Origin of the sequence: Streptomyces sp. NBC_00252, assembly GCF_036187565.1 — a bacterium.
Lineage (GTDB): Bacteria > Actinomycetota > Actinomycetes > Streptomycetales > Streptomycetaceae > Streptomyces.
Window position 1 is genome coordinate 8,585,104 of sequence record NZ_CP108087.1, and the last position, 12,611, is coordinate 8,597,714.

Consider the following 12,611-nt stretch of genomic DNA (forward strand, 5'->3'; position numbering starts at 1 on the left):
ATGCCTCAGGACCCCAGCGAACGCAGGGTGGTTGTCACCGCCCCACCGCGCCGCACCCGCCGCGCCTCCGGCTACTCCCGCCCCCGCACCGAGATCGACGAACAGACCACCCTCGGCCACACCTACGTCCGCTCCCTCATGCGCACCCAACTCCGCGCAGCCCTCACGGTGTTCGCGGTCCTCGTCCTCCTCGTCGGGCCCCTGCCCCTGGTCTTCGCGGCGACCCCGGACTCCCACCGCCTCGAATGGCTCGTCCTCGGCTTCTGCCTCTACGCCCCGCTCGTCCTGCTCGCCCTCTGGTACGTGCGCCGCGCCGAACGCAACGAACGCGACTTCGTCCGCCTCGTCGAGGACCGATGAACTCCAGCTATGCCGTGCCGGCGGTCGCCCTCGTCGTCGTGGTCACGGTCCTCGTCGGCGCCTTCGGCCTCCGCATCTCCCGCACCACCTCCGACTTCTACGTCGCCTCCCGCACCGTCGGCCCCCGCCTCAACGCGGCCGCCATCAGCGGCGAATACCTCTCCGCGGCCTCGTTCCTGGGCATCGCCGGTCTCGTCCTGGTGCAGGGCCCCGACATGCTCTGGTACCCCGTCGGCTACACGGCCGGCTACCTCGTCCTGCTCCTCTTCGTCGCCGCCCCGCTCCGCCGCTCCGGCGCCTACACCCTCCCCGACTTCGCCGAGGCCCGGCTCGCCTCGCACGCCGTACGACGCCTCGCGGGCGCCTTCGTCGTCGGCGTCGGCTGGTTGTACCTGTTGCCCCAACTCCAGGGCGCCGGGCTCACGTTGACCGTCCTCACGGGTGCTCCGGACTCGCTGGGCGGCCTGATCGTCGCCGTCGTGGTCGTCGCCACCGTCGCGGCCGGCGGCATGCGCAGCATCACCTTCGTGCAGGCCTTCCAGTACTGGCTGAAGCTCACCGCGCTGCTCGTCCCCGCCCTCTTCCTGGTCCTCGCCTGGCAGAGCGACGGAGCACCCCGGCATGCCTTCGAGGAACCGGCAACCTTCCGTGAGCAAAGGGCAGTCCGGGTCGACGAGACACTCGACCTGAGACTCGACCACCCCCTGACGGTCACCGTGAACGGCACGGTCGACAGCCGCCACTACACCGCGACGAAGCTCCAACTCCCCGCCGGCACCCACCACATCGAGCGCGGCACCCGGCTCACCTTCACCAAGGGCGCCACCGTCCCCGTCGCCGACCGCGGCACCAACGGCGGCATGTCGACCTCGCTCGCCGCGAGCCGCGAGGAGCGCCCGCTGTACGCGACGTACGGCCTCATCCTCGCCACCTTCCTCGGCACCATGGGCCTGCCGCACGTCGTCGTCCGCTTCTACACCAGCCCGCACGGCGTCGCCGCCCGCCGCACCACGGTCGCCGTCCTCGGCCTGATCGGCGCCTTCTACCTCCTCCCACCCGTCTACGGCGCCCTCGGCCGCCTGTACACCCCCGAACTCACCATCACCGGCGACGCCGACGCGGCCGTCCTCCTGCTGCCCGACCGCATGCTCGGCGGTGTCGGCGGCGACCTGCTCGGCGCCCTGGTCGCGGGCGGCGCCTTCGCCGCGTTCCTGTCCACCGCGTCCGGGCTGACCATGGCGGTCGCCGGGGTCCTCACCCAGGACGTCCTCCCGTCGCGCGGGGTACGGCACTTCAGGCTCGGCACGGTCCTCGCCATGGCCGTGCCGCTGGTCGCGAGCGTGCTGGTCGGCGGGCTGCCCGTCGCCGACGCCGTGGGGCTCGCGTTCGCCGTATCGGCGTCCTCCTTCTGCCCGTTGCTGGTCCTCGGCATCTGGTGGACGCGGCTCACCCCGCCCGGCGCGGCGGCCGGGATGCTGGTCGGCGGCGGGTCGGCGTTCGTCGCCGTGGCCGCGACCATGGCGGGCTTCCCCGGCACCGACCCCCTGCACGCCCTGCTCGCCTGGCCCGCTCTCTGGTCGGTGCCGCTGGGGTTCCTCACCATGGTGCTGGTGTCCCTGGCGACGCCGGGGCGGGTGCCCACGGGGACGGCGGCGGTTCTGGCGCGGTTCCATCTGCCGGAGGAGCTGCGGGCGGAGGCGAAGGCGTGACGGAGTCCGGGCGCGGCTTCGGCGCCGCCGTGAGGGAAATCCTCAACCGCCGTGCGGAGGAGGCCATATGAGCGGATTCCTGGCCGGCCTCTGCGTCGCCGTCCTCCCGCTGCTCGCCGCCGGCTTCTGGCTCGGCCGCCGCACCGCGCGCCCCGAGAACCTCGGCGGACTCGGCACCCCCGTCGAGCACGCCACCTTCCAGACCCTGCACACCGCCTCCCTCGCCGCGCCCCCGCTGCGCGCGGGCCTCACCGAGGAGACGGCCCGCCGCTCGGCCCGGAGACTGCGCACCCTGCTCGGCACGGACGCCCTGTGCCTCACCGACCAGCAGCAGGTCCTCGCCTGGGACGGTGCCGGCGACCATCACCGGGCCGAGGTCATGGAACGCCTCGCGGGCGCCCTGGAGACCGGCCGAGGAGAGGCGTTCCGGCTCAGCTGCGACGCACCCGACTGCCCGCTGCGCTGGGCCGTGGTCGCCCCGCTCACCGTCGACGACCGGGTCCACGGCGCGCTGGTCGCCTGCGCCCCGCGCGAGTCCGCCGTCCTCGTCCGCGCCGCGGGAGAGGTCGCCCGCTGGGTCTCCGTCCAACTGGAGTTGGCGGATCTGGACCAGTCCCGCACCCGGCTGATCGAGGCCGAGATCAAGGCACTTCGGGCCCAGATCTCCCCGCACTTCATCTTCAACTCGCTCGCGGTGATCGCGTCCTTCGTCCGCACAGACCCGGAGCGCGCCCGCGAACTGCTCCTGGAATTCGCCGACTTCACCCGCTACTCGTTCCGCAGGCACGGCGACTTCACCACCCTCGCCGACGAACTCCACGCCATCGACCACTACTTGGCGCTCGTCAGGGCGCGCTTCGGCGAACGCCTCTCCGTCACCCTGCAGATCGCCCCCGAGGTGCTGCCGGTCGCGCTCCCGTTCCTCTGTCTGCAACCCCTCGTCGAGAACGCCGTCAAGCACGGCCTGGAGGGCAAGGCCGACAAGAGCCGCATCAGCATCACCGCGCAGGACGCGGGCGCCGAGGCGCTCGTCGTCATCGAGGACGACGGCACCGGCATGGACCCCGACCTGCTCCGCCGCATCCTCGCGGGCGAGGTCAGCCCCTCCGGCGGCATCGGCCTGTCCAACGTCGACGACCGGCTCCGCCAGGTCTACGGCGACGACTACGGCCTCGTCATCGAGACCGCCGTGGGAGCGGGCATGAAGATCACCGCCCGGCTGCCGAAGTACCAGCCGGGCGTGCACTCGGCGAGCAGGCCCAGCGAGGCGTAGCGGGCCTCAGGCGCTGCGGGTGGCCACCATCCCGAGAGTGATCAGCCCGAGCACGACCCAGCCGAACCACAGCCAGCCGTTGCTTCCGAGCGCCACCGTGTAGGCCGTCACCACCACCAGACCGCCGACGGTGATCACCCCCATGGTCTTCGTGGAACCGGGCATCGCGACACCCTCCTCATGGCTCATCTCCCTCCATGGTGCCCCCGTTCTGCCTCCGAACGGAGCACACGACGAAATGTGTGCCGGACTTCCACGGTCCCTGGCTCGTCCAGGAGGCCGCCTCGTAGACCGACGGATCGAAGCCGTAGTCGGCCGGCGGGACCTCCCGCGCGCATGCCGCGTCCGACTCCGTGCGCGCCTGGGCCAGCGTGACGCCTGCGCCCAACCGGGTGAATCCGAGCACCAGCTGATCATGCTTCCCGGCACAGGAGACCAGACTCGCGGCCCGGTCGGAGGGCACGTCCAGGCAGTCCCGCTTCTGCATCGTCGACGTGTCCGCGAACGCCGACCCGAGGGCACGCCGACTGCCGAGCGGCCCGTAGACCGGCCCGTGCGCGCCCAGCACCAGACACGCGGTCCGATGCCCGGCGGCCCCGAAACCGGCATCGGTCGGCACGACGGCGAAGCCCCGCACGTCCGCGAGCTTCTCCCGCGTCTCCTGCGTCCGCTGCGCACACCGCTCGGCCCCGGCGACCCGCGCCTCGCTCGCGGACGCGGTGGAGACCGATGCCATCACCTGCCCGTCGGGCACCGAGTTCCGGCAGGTGGGGTCGACGGCGATCCGGGGCGTCCCCTTGAACCGCCTCCCACCGGGCCAGTCGGCGGTCACGCAGTCGCCGTCCTTGAGCGGCGCGGTGAGCCCGACGCCTTTGCCGTACGGCGATGGGTCGTTGCCCGTGTCCGAGCTGTCGCCGGGCGGCTGGCGGGCCATCGCGTACCAGACACCGCCCAGCGCGAGAGCGAGCCCGAGCAGACCGGCGAGGGCGGCCCGGAGGCGCCGGGGACGCGGGCGCCGACGCCGACCGGTGGGGGAGTGCGCGGGAGGCGGGGGCCCCGCCGCGAACGGCACCGGCTGCCCCTCCCACGGCGACGGCGAGCCCAGGTCGGTCTGCGTCCTGGAGTACGCCCCCGCCCCCGGGTCCGTCTGCGGCGTCACGATCAACGACAGTGCCCCCTCGGCCTCCGCCGCCGGAATCCGTCGTAGCGGATCCTTCTCCAGCATCGCGTGGAGCACCGGGGCCAGGGCGCCCGCGCGGACCGGGAGCAGCGGGTCCTCCGTGACCACCGCCGTGATCTCCGCGAGGGGGGTGTCACGGACGAAGGGGCCGTGGCCCTCGACGGCGTGGTAGAGCGTGCAGCCCAGCGAGAACAGGTCGGCGGCGGCGGTCGGCGGCCCGCCCGTGGCCCGCTCCGGCGCCAGATACCCCGCCGTACCGACGAGCACGGACGTCAGCGTGTACCGCGTGTCCCCGGCGTCCGGCTGCACCGAGATGCCGTAGTCGGTGAGCAGCACACGGGCGTACGGCGAACCGGTGCGGTCCGGTGCGAGAAGGATGTTCGCCGGTTTCACGTCCCGGTGCATCACGCCCCGCTGGTGCCCCGCGGTCAGCGCGTCGAGTACGGCGAGGCCTATGCGGGCACACTCCGCCGGGGCGAGCGAGCCGTACCGGGCGATCAGGTCGCGCAGGTCCACGGCGTCCGCCACGTACTCCATGACGATCCACGGCAGCCCCTCGTGCTCCAGCACGTCGTGGACGGTCACCACATGGGGATGACCGCGCAGCCCGGCGGCGTTCCGCGCCTCGGCCCGGGCGCGTGCGACCCGGGCCTCCCGTTCGGCGTCGGCGTAGGCTGGGTTGCTGAACACGACCTCCTTGAGCGCGACTTCACAGGCCAGCCGCTGGTCATGTGCGAGCCACACATGTCCCATTCCGCCACTGCCCAGCGGCTTCAGCAGCAGATAACGGCCGGCGATGACCCGGCCCACCCCCGAGGCCGGCGATCCGTGTGGCATCCGGTGTCCCCCTTCCCGGTCCGCGTCACGTCTCGGTGGTGGCGGGTGTGGTGGGTGTGGTGGGTGTCGTGGTCAGCGGGGCGCTGCTGGTGACCGGTGCGCTCGTCGTCGGTGGTGGCTCACTCGCGGGTGAGGACGTGGGCGGCGACGGTGGGGACGTGGAGGGCGGTGGTGCCGTGGATGTCGGCGGCTCCGGCGTCGGCCCGGACGACGTCGGCGGACCGGTGGAACCCGTAGGACCCGTAGGACCCGGGGGAGTGGACGTGCCCCCGCCGCTCGTCGCCCCGGCCACGCTCACCGTCACGTACTCCCCGAACCGCAGCGCGGTCCCGGCCGGTGGATCGCTCGCGATGACCCGGGCGTCGTCGGAAGGCGGCGCACTCCCGGCGTACCCGGCCGCCAGACCAGCGCTCACCAGTTGCCGCCGCGCCTCCCCGAAGGTGCTCCCCGCGAGGTCGGGTACGGGATGCCGTGTCCGGGTGTCGAAGGTGGCGTCACTCCGACCCGTCGTCCCCACCGGACGCCGCATACCGCGGCCCGGATCGCCGACGTCGACGAGGACGAGCCGCTCCATTTCCCGGGGCGCCGGACGCACGGCCACCACCGAGGACGCCGCAAATCCGCTCCACTTCTTGGTGCCGTCCGCGAACTTGACGGAAATGCGGTTCACGTCACCGTTGAAGGGACGCAGTGGATTTCCGCACGAACACTTCGCGGCCGGTTCTCCCCGCGCGTCGACGAGAATCGCGATTCCCGACTGGAGAAGGGAGTCGTAGGGCGTGGCCTTTCCCTTTTTGTAGTCGTGATTCTGTACGAGAGTGTCGTGACGCAGGAGTACGGGTGTGAGCCGGTCCAGATAACCCGGTATCTGATCGGTGCGGAGACCCAGCACATCCGACCAGGCGACGGCCTTGCGACGGTTCGCGGGATCGGTCAGAAACCTCTTGAGCCTCGCCACGTCACAGACGGTCGGCTTCTTGGTGCCTCCGTAGAGACCTGGTGTGTCCCCCTGCTGGAGGCTGCCCCGCACCGGCATCGAACGCACGGTGGCGTCCTGCCCCAGCCCCTTTTTCTCGTCGAAGAAAGGCGCGAGCGACGGAACTCCGGCGGCGACCGCCTGCACGGCGAACGCGTGTACGCCACCGACCGCGCCCCCACCGCAGCCGCCCAGTCCACTCACGACCAGGACACAGACCAGCGGCACGGCGATTCTGCGGACCACCGCAATTCCACCACGCCGACAACTGTGCACAACAACGCGAAATGTCATTACCGCTCCCCCCGGCGGCGGTTCCCCCATCGCGCTTTATGCTACTGAAGAAAATTCCCGTTCAGCTGCCGCGTGTGTTCAGTGAGGCCAAATAGGCGTTGTAGGCCTCGAGTTCCTTGTCACCGTCCCGGTCGGCGGCCCGGTCCTGACGCTTAGCCTGCCGCTGCTCGGAGCCGTACCACTGGAACAGCAGGGCGATCAGCACCAGCACGGACGGGATCTCGCTGAACGCCCAGGCGATGCCGCCGGCCGCGTTCTGGTCGGAGAGCGCGTCGATGCCGAGCGAGGCGGGCGGGTGCTTGAACGTCGTGACCATCGGCTCGGACGCCATCATCAACGCGATGCCGAAGAACGCGTGGAACGGCATCCCGGCGAACAGCTCCAGCATCCGCATCAGATAGCCCGGGCGGCTCGGCCCGGGGTCCACGCCCATGATCGGCCAGAAGAACACCACACCCACCGCAAGGAAGTGCACCATCATCGCGATGTGCCCGGTCTTGGACCCCATCAGGAAGTCGAAGATCGGCGTGAAGTACAGCGCGTAGAGGCTGGCAATGAACAGCGGGATCGTGAACGCGGGATGCGTGATGATCTTCATGTACCGGCTGTGCAGGAACATCAGCAGCAGCTCACGCGGCCCCTTGCGCCCCCGGGGCGCCGGCGGCAGCGCGCGCAACGCCAGGGTGACCGGGGCACCGAGCAGCAGCAGGATCGGCGACAGCATGCTGATCACCATGTGCTGCACCATGTGCACGCTGAACATGACCATGCCGTAGTCGTTGAGCTTGGTGCACATGACCAGCCCGACGGTGAGCACGCCGATGACGTACGAGATCGTCCGTCCCACGGGCCACGAGTCCCCCCGCCGCCGCAACCGCACGACCCCCCAGCCGTACAGCCCGATCCCGACGAGACAGGCAGTCAGAAAGAACGGGTCGGCCGACCACTCGAGCCCCCGCCCCAACGTGAACGGCGGCAGATCCATGACCATGCCGTGCCCGCCGTGATCCATCGGACGGCTCCTGTTTCGTGGGGGTGTGCGTCATCTGTCCGCACCAGACTAGAACCGTCCCCGGCCGCACCTGTGACCGGGGCCAGCACCAACCCCCTGGGGGCGCGGGGCTGTGACATCTGCGGCTCCGCCGCGCGGGCGCGACCAGCCCCCACACACCCGCACCCGACGAACGACCTAGAAGACGCTCAGAGCACGCACTCGGCCTCTTCATACCGATCGGCAGGCACCGTCTTCAACGTCTCCACCGCGTCGGCCAACGACACCATCACGATGTCGGTCCCCTGAAGCGCGGTCATCTTCCCGAACTCGCCCCGATGCGCGGCCTCCACCGCATGCCACCCGAACCGGGTCGCCAGCACCCGGTCGTACGCGGTGGGCGTACCCCCACGCTGCACATGCCCGAGAATCACCGGCCGCGCCTCCTTCCCGAGCCGCTCCTCCAGCTCCAGGGACAGCTGCCGAGCGATCCCCGCGAAGCGCTCATGGCCGTAGACGTCCTTCTTGCCCTCGTCGAAGTCCATGGACCCCTCACGAGGCTTCGCGCCCTCCGCCGCGACGACGATCGCGAACCGCTTGCCCGCCTCGAAGCGTTCGCCGACGCGCGCGGCCAACTCCTCGATGTCGAAGGGGCGTTCAGGTACGACGATGGCGTGCGCGCCGGCCGCCATGCCGGAGTGGAGCGCGATCCAGCCGGTGTGGCGGCCCATGACCTCCACGACCAGGACGCGCTGGTGGGACTCGGCAGTCGTCTTGAGCCGGTCGAGCGCCTCGGTCGCGACACCTACGGCGGTGTCGAAGCCGAAGGTGACGTCCGTGACCGCGATGTCGTTGTCGATGGTCTTGGGGACGCCGACAATCGGGAGACCGGCGTCGTACATCAGCTTGGCCGCCTTGAGCGTGCCCTCGCCGCCTATCGGGATGATCGCGTCGAGGCCGAGTTCCTCGACATGGCCCCGGGCCCGCTCCACGCCGTCCCGCAGATGGGAGGGCTGGACACGGGAGGAGCCGAGGATGGTGCCGCCGCGAGCAAGGATGCCGCTCACCGCGTCAAGGTCGAGCTTGAGGTAGTCGCACTCCAGGAGGCCCTTCCAGCCGTCCCGGAAGCCGATGACCTCGTCGCCGTGGTCCACGACGGCGCGGTGCACGACGGACCGGATGACGGCGTTCAGGCCGGGGCAGTCGCCGCCGGACGTGAGGACACCAATGCGCATAGCCCGAGGAACCTTCTCAACGTGGGCCGAAACCGGACCACGTTGTCCGGTACGAACCCCGCCACCCTAACGGCAGGAGGGGGCGGGATCGTAGCGCGCGTCCGCCTGCTGGACGACCCCGCTCACCTGCGCGGACGGGCCGTCAGACGGGCTGGTTGCCGACGTCCGAAGACGAGGTGTACACCCGCCCCCGAGTCGGTTCCCGAGCGCGCCCCGGAGTCCGGGGCGGTCGGTCTCAGGCAGGCTGCTGAGCTGCGGCGATGCGCTCGTTGCGGAGCGCCTCGTACCAGCGGTCGTCGATCGGCGGGAGCGCGTTCACATCGAGGGCCAGCTTCAGCAGCAGGTCCGCGATCAGCGGATTGCGGGCGAGGACAGGGCCGTGCATGTACGTGCCGAACACCGTGTCGTTGTACGCGCCCTCGGTGCCGTCGCCCGTGCCGTTGCCCTTGCCGAGGCGGACCTGCGCGAACGGGCGGGCGGTCGGGCCGAGATGCGTGACGCCCTGGTGGTTCTCGAAGCCGGTCAGCGGGGGCAGGCCCAGACGCGCGTCGATGTCGCCGAGCACGTCACCCACGCAGCGCTCGCCCTCGCCGCGCGTCGACACCACGTCGAGCAGGCCGAGGCCGGGCTCGCGCTGGCCGAGGTCGTTGATGAACTCGTGGCCGAGGATCTGGTAGCCGGCGCACACCGAGAAGACGATCGCGCCGTTGCCGACGGCCCGGTGCAGGCCGCCGTCGCGGCGCAGGCGCTCCGCCGCGAGCCGCTGCGGACGGTCCTCACCGCCGCCGATCAGGTAGATGTCGCCCGAGGTCGGGATGGGCTGGTCGCTGCGCACGTCCAGCCGGGCCACATCGAGGCCGCGCTGCCGTGCCCGGCGTTCCACGACAAGGGCGTTGCCCTGGTCGCCGTAGGTGCTCAGCAGGTCCGGGTAGATCCACACCAGACGCAGCTGGTTGTCGCTCATGGTCAATTCGTCCTCTGAGTGTCAGTTGCCGACGCGGCGGCGCAGGTCCTGGAACGCGGTGTAGTTCGCGATGACCTCGATGCGGCCGGGCGGGGCCATCTGCACGGCCTGGTCGAGGTTGTCGCAGACCTGGAAGTGCTGGTTGGCCACTTCCAGACGGACCGCGAGGTCCAGCTTGCGGTCGCCCACGACGAAGATGGGGTGGCCGGTCAGTCGGGTGTAGTCGACGTCCCAGAGCCACGAGGTGTCGGTGCCGTCGGCGCCGCGCGCGTTCACCGAGAGGATCACCGGGGTCGGCGGCGGATCGATCAGGCTGAACGTCTCGAGCCAGCCCGCCGGGTTCTTCGCCAGCAGCAGCCGCAGGTCGCGCTGCATGAACTGGACGACGTCATAACGCCCCGCGACGGCCTGCACGCGGTACATCCGCTCCAGGGCTACCTGCGGCGGCACCCCGAACACGGCGGCGACGGCGGCGGAGGACGCGGCGTTGGCCTTGTTGGCACGCCCCGGCAGCTGAAGGTGGATGGGCCAGGCGGAACCGTGCGGATCGAGAACGTGATCCCCGGACAGCGCCCAACTCGGCGTGGGCCGACGGAAACCGCACTCACCGCAGAACCAGTCGTCACCGGGACGCTGCATCACGCCACCGCACGAAGGACACGACCAGGCGTCGTCCTTCCACATCTGCCCGGCGGCGACCCAGATCACGTTGGGGGAGGAGGAAGCGGCCCACACGACCAACGGGTCGTCGGCGTTGGCGACGATGACGGCCTTCGAACCCGACAGCCCCTCACGCCAGTTCTCCGCGAGCATGCGGGTCTCGGCCGCGCGGTCGAGCTGGTCGCGGGAGAGGTTGAGCAGGGCGATGCACTTGGGGTCGGTGTCGCGGGCGACGCCGGCGAGGTACTTCTCGTCGACCTCGATGACACCGAACTTGGCGTCCGAGCCGCCGGCCAGCGCCGAGGTGATGCCGGCGGGCATGTTGGCGCCCAGCGCGTTCGAGACGACGGGTCCCGCGGCCCCGAGGGCCTCGGCGATGAGCCGCGTCGTGGTCGTCTTGCCGTTGGTCGCCGAGACGAGCGTCACATCCAGGCTCTGTGCGAGCCTGGCGAGCAGGTCGGGGTCGAGTTTGAGTGCCACTCGGCCGCCGATCACCGATCCGCTGCCCCGCCCCGCGGCACGGGATGCCGCCGCGACCGCCTTGCCCGCCGTCACGGCCAGCTTGGCCCGCGGCGTGAGCGGGTCCGAGTTGCCTGCCATCAGTTCTCGATCCTCCTTGCGTACGCGCCGCGCCTCTGCCTCCGGCAACGTGGTGTGGACCTCAGCCTATCGAGATCCTTATCGGTGCCTGAACCGCGGCACCGCGAACGCCTCGCGGCGGGCGTGCGCCGTAGAGAACCGTACCCTTGCGCCCATGCGATACGGCTCCATCCCGGGCGCCCGCGGGCGAGTCCGTCCCCTCACCCTGCTCGGCGACCCCCTGCTCCATACCCCGTGCGACGAGGTAACAGACTTCGGCCCGGAACTCGCCCGTCTCGTAGAGGACTTGTTCGCCACGATGTACGCCGCCCAGGGCGTCGGCCTCGCCGCGAACCAAGTGGGCGTCCCCTTGCGGGTGTTCGTCTACGACTGCCCCGACGACGAGGACACGCGCCACCTGGGCCACGTGGTCAACCCACGCCTCGTGGAAGCGGACGGCATGGTGCTCAGGGGCCCGGAGGGCTGCCTCTCCCTGCCGGGCCTCGAGGCGGGCACGGAGCGCTACGACCACGCGGTCATCGAGGGCTTCACCGCAACCGGCGCCCCGATCACCATCCACGGCACGGGTTGGTTCGCCCGCTGCCTCCAGCACGAACACGACCATGTGGAGGGCCGGGTATACGCGGACCGCGTAACCGGCTGGCGCCACAACCGCTTGATGCGCCAGGTGAGCCGAGCGTCATGGCACAGGTGAAGGCGATGCCTTGGGGAGCGACCACCTCGCAGCACCGGCGAGCGTGGTGTTTTTGGGGGCGCGGGGAACTGCGCGACCAGCCCCCACGCACCCGCACCCGCAACACAACCGGCTAGAACCCGGGCCCACCGACCTTGTCCCCGGCGGCAGCCAACCGCCCCCACAACAGATCAGCCAGACTCCGCACCAACTCCGCCCGAGAACAAGGCCGTTCCCCCAACCACCAGTCCCCGGCCGCATGCATCATCCCGACAATCCCATGCCCCCACACCCGAGCCAGCTGCTGACTGTTGGGACCGAGATCCACCCGCTCCTCGATGACCTGGGCCAACTCCTCGCCCATCCGCCGAAGCAACGGAACAGAGTGGTTACCGGTGTCGAACCCCTGATCCGCGGTCTGCCCACCCTCGACGGGATGCATCAGAAACCGGTACACCTGAGGAAGCGCCTCGATCGCGGCGAGATACGTGTCGAGCGTCGCCTCAACCCGCTCCCGACGCTCGGCCGGAGCGTCCAACGCCGCCCGCAGCGACGACAACAGGGCATCCGTATGCCGCTTGGCAAGGGCCGCGTACAGTCCACCCTTGTCCCCGAAGTGCCGGTACAGAATCGGCTTCGTGATACCCGCTTCCGCGGCGATCGCGTTCATAGAGGCCTGCGGACCATCACGCAGCACCACTCTGTCCGCGGCCTCCAACAACTCGCGCCGTCGGCGATCGGCGGACCGTTGCTGATCGGTCCGCTGCGTGGTGTCCATGTGCTCTCCCCACCCGTGCTGAATCGGTGACGCCTGCGCAAAGTAACACTCAATGGCCGCAACACCTCGAACGGGCTGCCG

12 protein-coding genes are annotated in these 12,611 nt (G+C 70.6%); 4 read left to right on the plus strand and 8 right to left on the minus strand.

All coding sequences use genetic code 11. The features are described 5' to 3' along the window. The 3 genes from OHT77_RS38085 (at position 1) to OHT77_RS38095 (ending at position 3,342) form a co-directional block, all read left to right on the plus strand. Positions 1-360: a hypothetical protein gene (locus OHT77_RS38085; protein ID WP_266766666.1), complete on the plus strand. Its 360-nt coding sequence runs from the start codon at positions 1-3 to the stop codon at positions 358-360. Continuing rightward, the gene (locus tag OHT77_RS38090) at positions 357-2,069 is read left to right on the plus strand and encodes a sodium/solute symporter (RefSeq protein ID WP_328832898.1); all 1,713 of its coding nucleotides are present in this window, start codon (positions 357-359) and stop codon (positions 2,067-2,069) included. The genes OHT77_RS38085 and OHT77_RS38090 overlap by 4 nt, the downstream gene beginning before the upstream one ends. A gap of 67 nt (positions 2,070-2,136) precedes the next feature. Then, positions 2,137-3,342, plus strand: coding sequence for a sensor histidine kinase (locus OHT77_RS38095; RefSeq protein WP_328832899.1), 1,206 nt, complete (start codon positions 2,137-2,139; stop codon positions 3,340-3,342). Positions 3,343-3,348: 6 nt separating this feature from the next. Here the strand turns inward: OHT77_RS38095 and OHT77_RS38100 are convergent, their stop codons facing one another. The 7 genes from OHT77_RS38100 to OHT77_RS38130 all read right to left on the minus strand — a co-directional run bounded on the left by OHT77_RS38100 (position 3,349) and on the right by OHT77_RS38130 (position 11,079). Continuing rightward, a complete protein-coding gene (locus tag OHT77_RS38100) occupies positions 3,349-3,531 on the minus strand; it encodes a hypothetical protein (RefSeq protein ID WP_266777000.1) in 183 nt (60 codons plus the stop codon). After that, positions 3,521-5,359 carry a serine/threonine-protein kinase gene (locus tag OHT77_RS38105; RefSeq protein WP_328832900.1) on the minus strand — a complete coding sequence of 613 codons (1,839 nt, stop codon included), beginning with the start codon at positions 5,357-5,359 and terminating at the stop codon, positions 3,521-3,523. The genes OHT77_RS38100 and OHT77_RS38105 overlap by 11 nt, the downstream gene beginning before the upstream one ends. 25 nt (positions 5,360-5,384) lie before the next feature. Further along, complete coding sequence (locus tag OHT77_RS38110; RefSeq protein WP_328832901.1) at positions 5,385-6,581, minus strand: PASTA domain-containing protein; 1,197 nt, start codon at positions 6,579-6,581, stop codon at positions 5,385-5,387. 109 nt (positions 6,582-6,690) lie between these two features. After that, a complete protein-coding gene (locus OHT77_RS38115; protein ID WP_328832902.1) occupies positions 6,691-7,641 on the minus strand; it encodes a cytochrome c oxidase assembly protein in 951 nt (316 codons plus the stop codon). A 188-nt stretch (positions 7,642-7,829) separates the two neighbouring features. Next, a complete protein-coding gene (locus OHT77_RS38120) occupies positions 7,830-8,855 on the minus strand; it encodes a 6-phosphofructokinase (RefSeq protein ID WP_266766660.1) in 1,026 nt (341 codons plus the stop codon). A gap of 235 nt (positions 8,856-9,090) precedes the next feature. Then, on the minus strand, positions 9,091-9,819 hold the full coding sequence (locus tag OHT77_RS38125) for a type 1 glutamine amidotransferase (RefSeq protein ID WP_266766659.1): 729 nt from the start codon (positions 9,817-9,819) through the stop codon (positions 9,091-9,093). 21 nt (positions 9,820-9,840) lie between these two features. Beyond that, a complete protein-coding gene (locus OHT77_RS38130) occupies positions 9,841-11,079 on the minus strand; it encodes a Mur ligase family protein (RefSeq protein WP_266766658.1) in 1,239 nt (412 codons plus the stop codon). Between the two features lie 154 nt (positions 11,080-11,233). Here OHT77_RS38130 and def point away from each other — a divergent pair, with 154 nt between their 5' ends. Then, a complete protein-coding gene (gene def / locus OHT77_RS38135; protein ID WP_328832903.1) occupies positions 11,234-11,773 on the plus strand; it encodes a peptide deformylase in 540 nt (179 codons plus the stop codon). A 112-nt stretch (positions 11,774-11,885) separates the two neighbouring features. On the opposite strand, the gene OHT77_RS38140 is transcribed toward def, so the two are convergent. Then, the gene (locus OHT77_RS38140) at positions 11,886-12,530 is read right to left on the minus strand and encodes a TetR family transcriptional regulator (protein WP_019070916.1); all 645 of its coding nucleotides are present in this window, start codon (positions 12,528-12,530) and stop codon (positions 11,886-11,888) included. Positions 12,531-12,611: the final 81 nt, after the last annotated feature.